Origin of the sequence: Persicobacter psychrovividus (assembly GCF_036492425.1) — a bacterium.
GTDB classification, from domain to species: domain Bacteria; phylum Bacteroidota; class Bacteroidia; order Cytophagales; family Cyclobacteriaceae; genus Persicobacter; species Persicobacter psychrovividus.
Genome location: NZ_AP025292.1, coordinates 2,112,708 through 2,127,637 on the forward strand (window position 1 = coordinate 2,112,708; position 14,930 = coordinate 2,127,637).

General features: G+C 43.2%; 12 protein-coding genes. 7 read left to right on the forward strand and 5 right to left on the reverse strand.

All coding sequences use genetic code 11. The annotated features are described in order from the left end of the window. Nucleotides 1-56: 56 nt before the first annotated feature. The gene (locus tag AABK40_RS09000; RefSeq protein ID WP_338396826.1) at nt 57-1,439 is read left to right on the forward strand and encodes a hypothetical protein; all 1,383 of its coding nucleotides are present in this window, start codon (nt 57-59) and stop codon (nt 1,437-1,439) included. On the opposite strand, the gene AABK40_RS09005 is transcribed toward AABK40_RS09000, so the two are convergent. Together AABK40_RS09005 and AABK40_RS09010 are read right to left on the reverse strand one after the other, a co-directional pair. Continuing rightward, complete coding sequence (locus tag AABK40_RS09005) at nt 1,422-2,327, reverse strand: IS3 family transposase (RefSeq protein ID WP_338398059.1); 906 nt, start codon at nt 2,325-2,327, stop codon at nt 1,422-1,424. The two genes, AABK40_RS09000 and AABK40_RS09005, sit on opposite strands and share 18 nt — an antisense overlap. Further along, nucleotides 2,318-2,605, reverse strand: a complete 288-nt coding sequence (locus AABK40_RS09010; RefSeq protein WP_338396827.1) for a transposase — start codon at nt 2,603-2,605, stop codon at nt 2,318-2,320. Before AABK40_RS09010 ends, AABK40_RS09005 begins: the two co-directional genes overlap by 10 nt. 145 nt (nt 2,606-2,750) lie before the next feature. On the opposite strand from AABK40_RS09010, the gene AABK40_RS09015 reads away from it, so the two are divergent. From AABK40_RS09015 to AABK40_RS09035, 5 genes are all read left to right on the forward strand, one after another. After that, on the forward strand, nt 2,751-3,290 hold the full coding sequence (locus AABK40_RS09015) for a hypothetical protein (RefSeq protein WP_338396828.1): 540 nt from the start codon (nt 2,751-2,753) through the stop codon (nt 3,288-3,290). Nucleotides 3,291-3,508: 218 nt separating this feature from the next. Beyond that, nucleotides 3,509-4,609 (forward strand): Nif3-like dinuclear metal center hexameric protein, encoded by a 1,101-nt coding sequence (locus AABK40_RS09020; protein ID WP_338396829.1) that lies wholly within the window; start codon nt 3,509-3,511, stop codon nt 4,607-4,609. A gap of 5 nt (nt 4,610-4,614) precedes the next feature. Continuing rightward, nucleotides 4,615-5,412, forward strand: a complete 798-nt coding sequence (locus AABK40_RS09025) for a zinc ribbon domain-containing protein (protein WP_332919000.1) — start codon at nt 4,615-4,617, stop codon at nt 5,410-5,412. A gap of 867 nt (nt 5,413-6,279) precedes the next feature. Next, complete coding sequence (locus AABK40_RS09030; RefSeq protein WP_338396830.1) at nt 6,280-7,698, forward strand: tetratricopeptide repeat protein; 1,419 nt, start codon at nt 6,280-6,282, stop codon at nt 7,696-7,698. Nucleotides 7,699-7,709: 11 nt separating this feature from the next. Beyond that, entirely contained in the window at nt 7,710-8,165 is a 456-nt protein-coding gene (locus tag AABK40_RS09035; protein WP_338396831.1) for a GNAT family N-acetyltransferase, read from the forward strand. 523 nt (nt 8,166-8,688) lie between these two features. On the opposite strand, the gene AABK40_RS09040 is transcribed toward AABK40_RS09035, so the two are convergent. From AABK40_RS09040 to AABK40_RS09050, 3 genes are all read right to left on the reverse strand, one after another. Further along, a complete protein-coding gene (locus AABK40_RS09040; protein ID WP_338396832.1) occupies nt 8,689-10,899 on the reverse strand; it encodes a multiheme c-type cytochrome in 2,211 nt (736 codons plus the stop codon). A gap of 277 nt (nt 10,900-11,176) precedes the next feature. Beyond that, the gene (locus tag AABK40_RS09045; RefSeq protein ID WP_332918996.1) at nt 11,177-11,956 is read right to left on the reverse strand and encodes a hypothetical protein; all 780 of its coding nucleotides are present in this window, start codon (nt 11,954-11,956) and stop codon (nt 11,177-11,179) included. Nucleotides 11,957-12,116: 160 nt separating this feature from the next. Beyond that, the gene (locus tag AABK40_RS09050; RefSeq protein WP_338396833.1) at nt 12,117-13,364 is read right to left on the reverse strand and encodes an ABC transporter permease; all 1,248 of its coding nucleotides are present in this window, start codon (nt 13,362-13,364) and stop codon (nt 12,117-12,119) included. Nucleotides 13,365-13,484: 120 nt separating this feature from the next. Here AABK40_RS09050 and AABK40_RS09055 point away from each other — a divergent pair, with 120 nt between their 5' ends. Further along, nucleotides 13,485-14,753 (forward strand): asparagine synthetase B, encoded by a 1,269-nt coding sequence (locus tag AABK40_RS09055; RefSeq protein WP_332918994.1) that lies wholly within the window; start codon nt 13,485-13,487, stop codon nt 14,751-14,753. The last annotated feature ends 177 nt before the right edge of the window (nt 14,754-14,930 follow it).

Genomic DNA, 14,930 nt, shown 5'->3' on the forward strand with positions numbered 1-14,930 from the left:
GAGGGGCAGACATTCTTAATAATTTTAACCTATTGATTAATATACTAACCGCCACTATGCGCTCAACATCTACCTATTTCACCAAAGCAACCTTGCTTGTTGCTGTCCTTATGATGCTCCTTTCTTCCTGTAAAAAAGGCGATGAAATCTCCCCAGCCCAACAGCAGTTCAATACCGAAATGGAAACCCTGCAGGCTATTTTCAAAAGTTATGGTGTTTCGGCAGAGAAGGTAGATGCCCGCATGACCACCAAAGAAACCAATATCCAGTCCGTGGATTTCTCGGCTTTGGATTTGACGTCCATGGATGAGCGCCTATATACCATCCGTATCCAAAAAACCATTGATCTGCGAGATAACCAACTCGACATGGAGGTGATCAATACCGTGAAGACCAAATTCCCAAAGGTAGAGGTGTTGGTTTCAGGGAACCCACCTTACGAGCAAGACATTGAATTGGAGACCTTGGAGAAATTAGGGGTAAGTGCAGATTCGGAAAGAGTAGTGAAAAATGCTGAGGGTTTTGTGAGTGAACTTGATTTGTCGGGGATGGATAAGGTAGATTTGGATAGTGCGATTTTTGAGTTTCCTTATTTAACCAAGCTGAATTTAGCCAATAATGACCTTCAGTTTCATCATTTCCAAACACTAAAAGGCAGCATAGACGGTATCGAATTGAATTTTGAAGGTAACCCTATTTATGAAATCTCCCTGACTGAAATCAGCCGTTTTCAAGAGTATTTGGATTTCAATGAGGTAAACGCCAACGCCGAAGAGGTATTGACTTTTTATACCAATGATAATGCGGTGAGTAATGAGGCATTACCTGAAGGAAGCTCTTTAGGATATATCGCTACGATTGACCTTTCTGCGCAGAACATTGCTGATTTGGCGTTACCTACTGATGAATTTGTGGTCTTGAAAACTGATGCTTTGGAGATTAACTTGAGTAATTCTTCTTTTGGCTTAGAGGCCATGATGGATGAAAAAAGGGTTGGGGCGATTTATCCAACAAATGTTGAGGGGAATGATAAGTTAATGCTTGAAGTTAATCAGTATCTGGAAGTTCAAAACCCATTAAATGAAGTTTATTTGGAGTTAAGAGCGAAACGTGCTTGGGTTTCCGAAACAAAAAGAGGATTGCCAAAGCCTTTTAATTATGAAGATGAATATATACTTACATATGTCCACTTTCAATCATTTCTCAATGGTGTCCATAGCGTAAAATCTCAAATAAATCTAATTCAACAAGCATTGGAATTAAGTTTAGCATGCAAGTATTATAATTTCCCCCAATCTTCAGACAGCAATCTCTGCTATTTAAATTATTTTCCCTTGAACTCAAAACATCTGAGCGAGTTATCAAGTGCTTCAGTGAATCTTGTCAAGGGTGCTCCTGTGTTGCGCCTGCGGCAGGAGCATTTACCCGCCCTTGACTGATTCTAAGGAAGCGCTTACTTTTGCTTCTGATGTTGTTGAGTGCGGCTTGGATTGGTAAAGATCGCAGGGCCTTTTCTCATCGATTGAGCTATGCCTTCTTTCGTTATTGTAAAAGTTCATATATTCGATAAGTCCTATCTGCAGCTTTAATCCATCGCGATACTCATTCAAATAAATATCTTCATATTTGACCGTTCGCCAAAATCGTTCAATGTAAATATTGTCGGTTGCTCGACCTTTTCCATCCATGCTAATAGTTACTCCTTGGCCTAAGAGATAGCCCGTAAAGAGATCACTCGTAAATTGACTCCCTTGGTCTGTATTGACAATTTCAGGAGCGCCATGGTTGTTAATACATTCTTGAATTGTATTGCGGCACCACTCTGCTGACATGGTGTTTGAGAGTGACCAGCCTACAATATATCGAGAGTGGACATCAATCACAGCCATCAGATACATGAACCCTTTTGCAATAGGAACATAGCTGATATCCGTCTCCCAAACTTGATTTGAATGGGTTATTTCAAGGTTTCTAAGTAAATAGGGGTATATTTTATTTTCAGGTGAAGGTTTTGAAGTGTGCGGACCAGGAAGAAGAGAACGAAGCCCCATGACTTTGTACAGACGTTCAATTCGCTTCTTATTGATCGGATAACCGCAATCATTAATCAAAAACGAAGTCATAGAAGGTACCCCTCGAAAAGGATGCTCAAGGTATTCTTTGTCAATTACACGCATCAATTCAAGATTCAATTCACTTTCCCCTTTTGGCTTGTAATACCAGCCCGAACGAGAAATTTGGAGAAGCTCACATTGACGTCTAATGCTTAAATCAGCATGTTCCTCATCGACCATCACCTGTCTTTCGGTAACGCTCTTTACTTCGATGAGGCCTTTTTTAAAAAATCATTCTCAACTTGAAGTTGTCCTATTTTAGAGTATAATTTATTTAACGCTCCTTCATGATCAGATTCCTGCTTGATAGCCTTACTCCCTTTTTCAAAAACACTCGATGCATTCTCCAAAAAAAGTTGTTTCCATTGGCCAATCTGTGCAGGACTGATTTCATATTTCTGACAAAGTTCCGCTGTGCTTTGTTGTTCTTTGATCGCTTCAAGTGCTACCTTGGCTTTAAACTTGGGGCTAAATTTTCTTCTGCTTTTCATTGATTTACAAGTTAGTATATTATTTTAACTTGCTGTCTGAATTGTTGGGGTAATTATATATATCACTCAAAGTATATTTGGAAGAGAGAAAGGAAAAAATGTTGATTATGAAATTCATCGGTCAAATTTAGGTGATTTAGTACCTATGTTTAATTCACACTCTGATTCTTTGGTGTTAGGGATTGGCTGCTATTCATATCTTGAGTTAGGAGATGAATTTAGTAAATTGAACTCTAAGATTTCTTTTGGTCATGGTTCGTTGAATTATAGAAGAGAGGGATGTTGGGTGGATTCTATTCAAATATCAAAAAATGCACTTAATGGTATTTCAACACGAGGCATGACACTTAGCCCTCAAACTTTAATTTTACCAGAAAACGAATTGAATATAGCCTTTTATGGCGAAACATTTAGGATACTAACTGATAACGTTTATTTGGAGCAAAGTGCCAATCAAGCAATATTCAATCTGAACGATGGAAATGGTCAATATGGGGATCATCAAAAAGTTAAGGAGCTGAATTTAAAAATACCCCCATCAAATGTTATAATTAATATTGATCTTAGCCAATTCCCTGCTTTAAAACGATTATATATTGAAACAGAGGGAACTGTAAACTTAGATGAAGAATTATTGAATGGTATTGAAAAAGTGGAAATCAAATCGGATAATTTAAACAAATAGCGATACGCATTACTTTATGGTAATCTTCAAATGCACTTGAATTTATTTATGAAAACTGGTCTTAGAAAAAACCCTAAGACCAGTTTTTTTTTGGCTGCCCCCTACCCTTTCAAAAAAAACCCACCAAACTTTATGTAATCTATCGTCAAGGTGATATCTTGCTTGGTAAATCGCCTTTGGGCGGTTTGGATTTACCATTTTGAACCCGAGAATTGCACATGCCTAAAATATCGGAAATCATCCGCGCGATAGAGGAGTTTGCGCCTCTGCCTTTTCAGGAATCTTATGACAACGCTGGCCTGATCGTCGGGGATGCCTCCTTGGAGGTTACGGGCGTTTTGGTTTGCTTGGACAGCACCGAGGCGGTCATCGACGAAGCCATTGCCAACAACTGTAATATGGTCATTGCCCACCACCCGATTGTTTTCGGGGGCTTGAAGCGCTTCACGGGCGCCAACTATATTCAGCGCACGGTCATCAAGGCGATTAAAAATGACATCGCCATTTATGCTGCACACACCAATCTGGACAATGTAAAAGCGGGCGTCAACCGTATGTTTGCTGAAAAACTGGGCTTGGAGAACCTGAAAATCCTTGCGCCAAAATCGGGCAACCTGATCAAGCTGACCACCTTCATTCCCGAAGAGCAGGAAGAGGCGGTCATGGAAGCGATGCACAAGGCGGGCGCTGGACAGATCGGCGAATACAAAAACTGCAGTTTCCGACAATTGGGCGACGGTTATTTTCAGCCTTCGGAAAATGCCAACCCGACCATCGGCAAAGCGGGTGGTGGTTTGGAGAAAGTCAAAGAAGTGCGGGTGGAAGTGATTTTTGATGCCCACCTTAAGGGTCGGGTATTGGGTGCTTTGCAACAGGCGCATCCTTATGAGGAGGTTGCCTATTATTTACATGCGCTCGAAAACACCAACCACCACATCGGTTCAGGCATGGTTGGCACGCTTCCTGAACCTATTAATATGCGCGAATATCTGCTGAAGATTAAACAGGATTTTGATTTGGGCGTGATCAAACACACCGCCCTTTTGGACCGTCCCGTAAAGAAGGTCGCCATCTGCGGAGGGTCGGGAAGCTTTCTGCTTCGCAATGCCATCGGCGCCAAAGCCGACCTGTTTATCACGGGCGATTTCAAGTATCATGAGTTTTTTGATGCGGAAAATCGAATTACCATTGCAGATATCGGACATTACGAGAGCGAGGTGCACACAAAAGCACTTTTTGTTGAGTTATTAAAGAAAAATTTTGTTAATATTGCAGTTCATGTATCTCAGGTAAATACAAATCCTGTAAGCTATATATAAAATTCATGGAAAAAACGGTAGCACAAAAATTAGAGGGGCTTATCCAGCTTCAGAACATTGATTCTAAAATTCAGGAAATCAAGAAAATCTTGGGTGCTTTGCCTGAAGAGGTAGCTGATCTTGAGGACGAAATTGTTGGATACGAAACTCGTATAAATAAATTGCAAGCGGACATCGATGATACTGACCAAAAAATCAGTAATTACCGCCAAGCAATCAAGGACTCAGAAGCATTGATCTTGAAATACAAAGATCAGCAGATGAATGTTCGAAACAACCGTGAGTACGATGCGATAACTAAAGAAATCGAGCTTCAAGAATTGGAGATCCAGATTTCTGAAAAAAGAACGCGCGAAGCAAACCAAACCATCGAGACGATGAAAAGCCGTATCGATGAAACTGCTGCTCACAAATCAGAGCGCGAGAAGGATTTGACTTCGAAGAAAAAAGAATTGGAAGAGATTCTTGCTGAAAGTAAAGAGGAACAAGAGCGTTTGGCTAAAGAACGTGATGCTGCCTTTGCTCAGGTTGAAGAACGCCTTGGAAAATCTTATGATCGTATTCGTTTGAACGCTCGTAATGGTCTTGCCGTAGTTGCTGTTGAGCGTGATGCTTGTGGTGGCTGTTTCGCTGTGGTTCCTCCACAACGTCAGGCTGATATTCGTGATCGCAAGAAATTGATTGTTTGTGAGCACTGTGGACGTATTTTGGCTTCGGTAACAGATATCCCTGTTGTGGAAGAAGAAAAACCAAAACGCACTACTCGTCGCGCAACAACTCGTCGTACGAAGAAAGACGCTTAATCTTTAAGCGACAAAAATATACCTTTACCCTCTTCTGTTTTTCAGGAGAGGGTTTTTTTCGTTGGCGAAGGACATGCCCTGCACCAAACAAAAGACACCATTTAAGCTATCGCAAGAGTCCCTCTTGTGATAACACCTTAAAAAACCTTTCGCGAGAATCCCTCTCGTGAAAACACCTTATAAAAACCTTTCGCGAGAGTCTCTCTCGTGATAACACCTTATAAAAACCTTTCGCAAGAGTCCCTCTTGTGATAACACCTTAAAAAAATCTATCGGGGGGCTGTCACACAACTCAGCGCTCTGCATTTAGTGCAAAATTTTATTTCGTGAGCTGTACGGATGCACCTATGTGTGTATCCAAACCACACAAAATTTATGATGATTCGGGCAGACACACAGGTCAGCCCATACAGTGACAAATAAAATTTCGTGGGACAAAATCAATTTATGATTATGCAACAGCCCCTGGCAACATCTCAAAAAAAACCTTTCGCGAGAGTCTCTCTCGTGATAACACTTTAAACAAACCTTTCGCAAGACAGCGTCTCGCAATAGGTGACAGGTATTGATTTGTCCACAGATTTTTTGATGAAAGCACAGAGAAATCTGCCGTCAAAAGCTGCGCTGCTTCAAGCTTAGCATTATCTTTGGTCCAAGCGGGACGCCTGAACTAAAGAGAGTCGTTACGTACAAATTAATATTATCAATAATCACGGCAATCCTTTAAATTAAGGGCATCATGGCCGATATCACACCCAAACAACATTATGTAATGCTTAAAAGGGCAGCCTAAATTTTTTTTGATTAAAACATAAAGTAATCTGCGGACAAAAAAACACGCGTGTATCCAAACCAACAAAAACACACATGCCAACAAACAGCCGATTTTTTATTTTCTTCCTTTCCCTGATCGCCCTTCCCGCTTTCAGCCAAACAGCCGATTTCCAGTCGGCGTACAACGCCTTGGCGCATTTCGACCAGCCCCAAACCCAACGCATCTGCAAGGAATTACCTGTTGGTCCAAAACAATATTTCACTTCCTTGTCCTTCGTTTCAGACATCCTTATTCAGGATCAGCCAGCCTACTTTGAAAAAATGGCCGAACAGGAAAACATCCTGCTGGAAGAGCTCCATGCTTTACCCCCAACCGACCAGTTCATTTATCAGCAAGAAATAAAACTGCACTGGGCACTGTTACGATTGAAGTACAACCACGAAATTGCTGGAGGGTGGCAACTATACAAGATTTTCAAGCAGCAACGAAAATTCCTTAAACAACACCCCCACGACTACCGCGCCTATAAAAACATCGGTGTATTTGAAGTCGCCTTCAGCATGATTCCCAGTAAATACCTGTGGATCACACAAACCCTCGGCATTCCCAAAGGAGATTTCAGTAAAGGAATTTCAGCCCTGCACTTGGCGCAAAAAAGTGAATTTGCTTATGAAAGTCTGCTGCTCGAAAGCCTTGTTTATCACTTTTTGGCGCATGAAGAACAAACCGCCATCTCCCTATGCCCTCCGAAAGATCCGCTTCACCGATATTTCAGGGCACTGATGCTGAAGAAAAACCGACAAAGTGAAGAGGCAAGTGCCCTTTTCCTGCAAGATAACCTGCAACAAAAATTGCCCATTATCGATCTGCATTTGGGCGATTTAGCACTGCGCGCAGGAGAGTACAAAGCCGCCATTGGCTATTTCAACGCCTTTAACGGGCGCAAGGGCGATGCCTTCAAAGCCGACGCCACTTATAAAATGGCCATGGCCTATTTATTTTTAAAGCAGCGGAAAGAGGCCGAAAGCTTATTGAAGAAAATAAAATTATTGCCTGCCGACACCTATGCCGATCGGTACGCACACGCACAGGCCGATCTCCCCCTCCCCAATACCCACCTACAACAGGCGCGCTATTTTTTGGACGGCGGATATTGGCAAAAAGCGCGGCTGTGTCTCGACAATATTGACCCCAACAGTTTAGCGACTAATGAGCTGCAAACCACCTATTGGTATCGAAAAGGGCAATATTTTGAACTCACGGCTCAACCTGAAAAAGCCGTTGGCGCCTACCTTCAGGTTATTGAAGCACAACAGCATTTGCCCCTTTACTTCGCCCCTTCGGCATGCTTAAAATTGGGCGAGATTTATGAAGGCCGTCAGGATTACCCCAGTGCGAAATCGTTCTTCGAACAAGTAAGTGACTATACAGGCCACCCGTACAAAAAAAGCCTTGATCAAAAAGCCAATGCCGCACTTTCACAGTTAAAAGAGAAAAGAAAACACCAATAAAAGTATTGCTTATGAATATTCCGTTGATTGAATTCCGCCAGGCGACTCCTGCCGATTTAGATGACATCATCCGCATTTTCAAAGCGGTGATCACCGAACAACTGTTACCCCTTGCCGATCCTTTGCCCGATCATTACACAGATGAAGGAGAGCGATTTGACTTTTTTTACGACCTGGTCAATCGGACAACCCTTATGATCGTCGATGAAAATACCATTGGGTTTGGGATCATTAAAGAAGGTTTGCTGAAATTTCTGATGATTGAATTGGAGCAACAAAAAAATGCTTATGGCGCCTTTTTCATGGAGGAGCTCGAAAAACAGCTACAACGAAATGAAGGCCTTGAGTTACATGTTCGCTGCCCACTTGAGCTGGAATATGGCCTGTCCTTTTTCAAAAATCTCGGCTATCAGATTTATGAAAATCAGGAGGAAGGCGCCATTCATTGGGTGCATTTGAAGAAATAAGGTTCCCTTATCTCACCTATTTGGTTCAAGCATTCCGCTTGCATCAAACCTGTTTATGGATTCGAGATGTTTTGGGTATGGTTGTGCAATAACCTCAGCAGACAAACTCAGTAAGCCATCAGGGGCTGTCAATTACTGATTCATGCTCAAATTTTATGCTGTTGGGAACGGACGAACCCACATTTTCGCCCGAAGTTAACTGGTAAAATGACTATTTAGGTCAGACACATGGGGCGGACCCCAATGTCATTAAGTTAAGGGTTTTGAGGGACACCGGTCTAAATTTGAAATGCTCGTAGAGGCGTTATTCTTAACGACTCACGTAACAATTTGAATAAATCTAAGAGGAAACCTATAAAATCACCATTGAATTAGACGTTAAAAATAACGTCTCTACAGGATAATGCGCTTAACTTAATGACAGGGCTGATCCTACCAAATCCGAATATTATTTAATGACATAAATTACAATTCAAGTTGTGCAACAGCCCCCGATAGCAATAAAAATGAATAAATTTCAAAATCACATCCCCTGCTGTTGCATTTGCTCCACCTGCCGCTTCATATTCTGAAGCTGTGGGTTTTCAGGCGCCAGTTGCAACATGGCATCAATCTGAATCAGGGCTTCGGCAAACTGTTTATCCTGAATCAGCATAATGGCATAGGCATTCCGTAAATCCAGCGAGTTGGCATAGCGATTGATACCATCGGAGAATACCTTTGCCGCCAGGCGACGGTCTCCCGACTGCTGAGCTGCCAAAGCCCAGTTGTAGTAGGCCCGAGGATGATCATTCCCCTTTTTCACCCCGAATCCGAGGTATTTCGCCGCAGCGGCATAGTCTTTTTCCTCTGCCTTGATCAAGCCCAGAGAATAATAAGCCCCCCCATAGGCAGGCTCAATCTCAATTACTTTTTTCAGGACTTCCGTAGCGGCAGCATTGTCCCCTTTTCGGTTGTAAAGATTCGCCAGTTGAATGCGTGCGGCATTGAAGATGGTATCCATTTCAATGGTACGCAGGTAATATTTTTCCGCCTTTACATCGTCGCCCATGCGTTCATAATACTGACCGTAAGAGAAGTTACCATTCCGAAAATCGGCATTAATCTCAAGCGAATGGAGGTATTCTTTCATCACTTTTCCGTAGGCTGTACGGTAAAGCGATGGAATAGCCGACTCATCAGGAGTTACTATTGAACGAATTGCAGCTACCCGTACAGACTTCACCGAATCTTTTAACATCGGCGACAAATAACTCACGCGGTCCTGCCAATCCCACGCCGCAATAGCCTCCACGGCACGGTAGCGCACCAAAGGCTCAGGGTCTTTCAGCGCATTCAATATTGGCGTTAGGGTTTCAACACTTTGAATTTCCGACAAATAGTAAATCCCCGTAGCACGGGCAATTGCGGGCTGTTTGAGGTTACGCACAAATTTGGCAATTTCCTTAACATCCTCAGGATTACGGTTTCGCGCCATCAGTAATTTATCGGTGTAATCGTGCTGACGTTCCTTGCCATACCATTTTTCAACGGCATCCGCTGCCCATTTGGCAGATTTATCGTCATGGCACTCATTACACGCATTCTTGGTGCCATATTTTACAGACTGATCTGGCCTTGGCACACGGAAAGAGTGATCTGGGCGGAAGTCGTTGCCCATATAAGTTTCACCAACAAAATGGCAGGAAATACATTCAGAAGCTTTGGTTCCTGCCTCATGGAAGGTATGCTTTGGGGTGTCAAACTCCTCGGCATCATGGCCTTTCAAATGGCAATTGGTACACACCTTATTATCGAATTTCCACTTGGACTTATCCTTGCTTTTTGCGCCCTTCAATCGGCTTGTGTGCGGATCATGGCAATCGGTACATTTCACTCCGTGCTCATACATTTTCGACTGAATGAAAGAGCCATAAACATAAACTTCATCCTGAATTGCACCATCGCCATGATACATGCCATCTCGGAGAATTTCTGGTACATAATGATCCATATATTCCCCGTCCAAATGGTTATCAAGGTCGATATTCATCCGTCGGGAATGGCAGGGGGCACACTCACGCACCAGCTGTTTATTATCCAGGTAGGAGGTCATTTTCATAAAACTCTTCACCTCCTCATTTTTCTCCTCTGAAAAATCCTCACTTTCTACCCATTCCACATGTTGGCTACCCGCACCATGGCAGGCCTCACAGGCAACATTAATTTCGTCGAAGGTCGTGTGAAAGGTATCGGTTTCGGGGTCATAATTTTTTTGCAAGTTGGTGGAATGGCAATCAGCACACATCGTATTCCATGTTCCTGCGGCACCCGTCCAGTTTAACCACTCTCCATGGTGAAGATCAAGATCATCATGCTGATTAAACCACTTCTTATTTTTGGAATCCCACGTTACACGGTGCACCTGAATACGACCATCTTCATTTTCAGTCATATAATTCTGAAGTGGATAATAGCCAAAGGTGTATTTTACTTCAAAGTCCTGGTATTGTCCATCCTTTCCTTCAGTATTAATAAAATACTTATTGCCCTTTTTAAAGAAATGAGATTTAATGCCGTTGAGCGTAACCGTCTTGTCGTTAAAATCCCCCAACACGGTGGTATCCATCGCTATCTGCATCGCCCAGTCATGGTCAGAGTCTTTCCAGTCATTGTATTCACCCTCATGGCATGACTGGCACTTCGCTGTTCCAACAAAATCTGCCTTCTGGGACTGAATGGTTGCTACTGCCATCTCTGATGGGGATTGTTGCTGCTTGCTATCAGATTGGTTTGTACAACTCCATAACAAAACGCTCAACCAAAAAATAACCCCTCCTCCAATAAAAATATACTTCCTTCTCATAACCAAATAAATATTACATGGCAATTTAGGAAGAAAACGAAAAAGTTGGATTTTTTACGAAATAAAATACCGCATTTTTTACAGAGAAACCTCCCGCATGAACGGCACAGTACATTAAGAAAGCCTGAAGACATGATTTGTGAGGCAAGACACCCCCACAATGAACTTATTTTTTAAAGAACTTCTTGCGCTGATCACCTACTATAAGGTAATAAAGTCCCGTTTCGGCGGCAGACATGTCCACTTCTTTACCTTGCCCACTTTTTACAAGATTTCCAAAAGCATCCTCCACATCATAAGTTACTGGCCGATTAAGATAGAGTTTTGTTGATACCCGTGCAGGAAAAATTTCTATGGGATTATCAAAATTATCCTTACTCACGACCTGCGAGTAAAAAGACTTGCCCTCTGCCGTTAAAAATCGAACCCGAAAACGGTTGGTTCCTTTGGTAAGGGAAACCGGGAAGTCATATTTTTCATCCATGATCTTCTCTCCCGACCGACTGCCTACAATCTCCCACTGCTTATTTTTATACTGCTGAACAATGAACACGCCATTATTGCCATAGCCATGAACAGCCCATCGCAACACGTCATTTTCAAGGGAGATATACGCAAAATCAAACTTTACTTTGGCGCGCAACACCTGAGGGTTTACCACTTTTGGCGGCTGACCTCCTAAATACTGAATCACGACATTGACCGAATCCTCTTTTTGCAAATGTGACAGGTCAACGGTAAAAGTTGAAGATGTTAATTCCCCAAGCACTTTTTGCCCATTCAGAAAAACCGCCTGAGTCGCAAAACGATCATTGGGAATTTGTGGGTTTTGAACATAGACATTCCTCCCCTGGTACAGCCCCTTCACTTGCAGGGTCTGCTCCTGAGCATAGCTTTGTGCTCCTATCACGAACAGGAGCAATAAATGTCCAAACAACTTGACCATACAAAAATTAAAGGAATTGGGGGGAAAGATTCAGCCGCAGAGCTTCTTCTAAACAAACGGAAGAAAATCATTAATATTTACGCAATATAGCACATCGCAACCATGGTATCTGATAAATATGATGAATTATATTACAATAGTGATTAAATAGATATCATTGCTACTCAAATCGTAAGGATTCTATCGGATCAAGACGACTGGCTTTCGCTGCAGGAAGGTAACCCGACAATACCCCCACGAGGATACTGATAAAAAAGCCGAAAAGCATCCAGCCCACAGGAAACACCAAACTGTCTGCTTTCACCACAAAGCCCACTGCATTTCCAAAGATAAACCCTAACACAATCCCCGTCAGGCCACCAATCAGGCAAATCGTGATTGCCTCCATTAAAAACTGCATTTTTATCTTATGTGGGGTAGCTCCCAAAGCTTTTCGCACGCCAATTTCTCGGGTGCGTTCGGTCACAGAAACCATCATGATGTTCATCAGCCCAATGGCAGCCCCCAGAATGGTGATCAGCCCAATGCCCAATCCGCCAATTTTCAGCTTCAGCGACATATCCCCCAGGCGGTCGGCAAGCGACTGGTCCGCCTTCACTTCAAAACTGTTCTCTTCCCCTGGCCGATCGCCACGGACCGCCCTCATCACTGCGGTAGCACGACCTATCGACGGATCAATTTTTGAAAAATCATTCAGCGCCACTTTCAATGTACAGGAAAGCCCCTGCCCCGCCGCAAGCATCCTTGCCCGTTCCAGCGGCAGAACAATTGCCCGATCGACCCCCGAATTTGAGCCCATCGCTCCCTGGGTGTCAAGGACTCCAATCACCCGAAGGCTGGCACCGTAAGCGGTAATGTATTTCCCAATAGGATTGATTTTACTTGCAGACGGAAAAAGCTTGGCTTCAATATCTTTCCCAATAACCACCACGGGCGCCCCATTTTTCAGTTCTCCAGCCGTAAAGTCACGCCCTTTCTTGAAAGGCACCCCCTCAATGGCCAAATAGCCGCCATCGGCACCAATAATCCGAACATTGGGGTTGGTTTTCACAGACTGGTACTTCACCTCCGCATTCCACGTCAGGTAGGCATAAAGGGTCATGTCATCCGCCCCTTTGAAATTTTCCTTGAAAATCTGAAATTCTGAATACTTCACTGGCGGAAACATCTTCCGTGCCTTGCCGTCCTCATTGCCGCGGTTGCCATTATTTACCGACACCACCCGAAAGGTATTTGCCCCGAGGGTACTCAGGTTGCCATCAATACTTGCTTTGATCCCGTCAATAGCCGTAATAATTCCCACCAGGGAACTAATCCCAATCGCAATAATTAAGGCAGTGAGTAAAGAGCGAAAAAGGTTTCCCTGAATAGAGCGTAAACCTTCTTTAAAATTTTCTAAGATTTCCATAGGTTGGTGATAAAAATCAACGTATATATTGGCAAAACACAAGTTATTAGTATCAAATCAAAAACAGAATATTCTTCCACAGAAATATTTAAAAAATTACCTGAACGGCTGCTCTTTCTTATGAAAAAACACTTCCGCATCTTCCTCCTATGCTTTTTATTGCTCAGTACACAAAAAGCCTTCTCCATGTATTTGCTTTTACCCATGGACCAAAAGCAAACCAATCACCTCAAAGCTTATGGCATCGCTTATTGGATGTTGGCCCAGGATCAGGAGATCAACTGGCTCCTGAATTTTCGCGGAGGCAGTTTTTTGGTCAAATACAGTCAGAAGTACGAAAATGAATGTGTCATTCGGGGCGTTTCCTACGAAGTGATCTCCGATGGGCAGTCCAATCAAATCGTTTCAAAATTAGCATCCCCAAACACCAATACGGATGTCATGAAACTTCAGAAACCGCCAAAAATTGCCGTTTACAGCCCAAAAAGTAAGCAACCCTGGGACGATGCCGTCACCTTGGTACTCACCTATGCCGAAATTCCTTACGAGGTTGTTTTTGACGATGAAGTACTGCTGAACGACCTCCCAAAATACGACTGGCTCCACCTGCATCATGAGGATTTTACGGGGCAATACGGGAAATTTTACCGTGCCTACCGCTATCAGTCGTGGTATATTGAGCAACAGAAAGAGTTTGAGGAAGCTGCCCACAAGCACGGGTTCACGAAAGTCTCCCAAATGAAGCTCGCAGTGGTAAAACGAATTCAGGAGTTTGTTGCTGGCGGAGGCTTTTTGTTTGCCATGTGTTCTGCCACCGATACTTTTGATATTGCCCTTGCCGCTGACGGCGTGGACATCTGTGAATCCATGTATGATGGCGACCCTGCAGATCCACATGCACAGCGAAAGCTTAATTTCGCCCCCACTTTTGCCTTTCAGGATTTTAAAATCAACAGAAATCCGATGGAATATGAATTCAGTAATATCGATAATCAAGAAATTGAAAGGGGTTTGTCGGAAAATAATGATTATTTCTCCCTCTTTGAATTTTCAGCCAAATGGGACCCCATCCCAACCATGCTGACGCAAAACCATGTGCGCATTGTGAAAGGCTTCATGGGCCAGACTACTGCTTATAAAAAGAAGCTCATTAAATCGGATGTGGTGGTTATGGGAGAAACCAAATCCATCGATGAGGCACGCTATTTACATGGCGTTTATGGCAAAGGCTTCTGGACTTTCTATGGTGGCCATGACCCTGAGGACTATAAGCACCTCGTTGGAGAGGACCCCACCGATCTGAACCTCCACCCGAATTCCCCAGGCTACCGACTGATTTTGAATAACATCCTGTTCCCTGCCGCCAAAAAGAAGAAGCGCAAAACCTAAATAGACACCAAAAGACAATAGCAATCCGCAGGTTGGAGGCTCCACTTCATTCTGCAGGTTGCCATCAAGCTTGCTTTCTGCATCACCAAACATCCTGTTCCACGCTTTGGAATAGGATTTTTTTTGCCCCTAAAACCTAAGAGCAGGTATAAAAACTGACATTATACTGCAAATTTT

Excerpts from the sequence above, each read along its gene's own strand:
- AABK40_RS09000 (WP_338396826.1), top strand. The coding sequence starts at position 57 with ATGCGCTCAACATCTACCTATTTCACCAAAGCAACCTTGCTTGTTGCT.
- AABK40_RS09050 (WP_338396833.1), bottom strand. The coding sequence starts at position 13,364 with ATGGAAATCTTAGAAAATTTTAAAGAAGGTTTACGCTCTATTCAGGGA.
- AABK40_RS09020 (WP_338396829.1), top strand. The coding sequence starts at position 3,509 with ATGCCTAAAATATCGGAAATCATCCGCGCGATAGAGGAGTTTGCGCCT.
- AABK40_RS09055 (WP_332918994.1), top strand. The coding sequence starts at position 13,485 with ATGAAAAAACACTTCCGCATCTTCCTCCTATGCTTTTTATTGCTCAGT.
- AABK40_RS09025 (WP_332919000.1), top strand. The coding sequence starts at position 4,615 with ATGGAAAAAACGGTAGCACAAAAATTAGAGGGGCTTATCCAGCTTCAG.
- AABK40_RS09045 (WP_332918996.1), bottom strand. The coding sequence starts at position 11,956 with ATGGTCAAGTTGTTTGGACATTTATTGCTCCTGTTCGTGATAGGAGCA.
- AABK40_RS09015 (WP_338396828.1), top strand. The coding sequence starts at position 2,751 with ATGTTTAATTCACACTCTGATTCTTTGGTGTTAGGGATTGGCTGCTAT.
- AABK40_RS09040 (WP_338396832.1), bottom strand. The coding sequence starts at position 10,899 with ATGGCAGTAGCAACCATTCAGTCCCAGAAGGCAGATTTTGTTGGAACA.
- AABK40_RS09010 (WP_338396827.1), bottom strand. The coding sequence starts at position 2,605 with ATGAAAAGCAGAAGAAAATTTAGCCCCAAGTTTAAAGCCAAGGTAGCA.
- AABK40_RS09035 (WP_338396831.1), top strand. The coding sequence starts at position 7,710 with ATGAATATTCCGTTGATTGAATTCCGCCAGGCGACTCCTGCCGATTTA.
- AABK40_RS09030 (WP_338396830.1), top strand. The coding sequence starts at position 6,280 with ATGCCAACAAACAGCCGATTTTTTATTTTCTTCCTTTCCCTGATCGCC.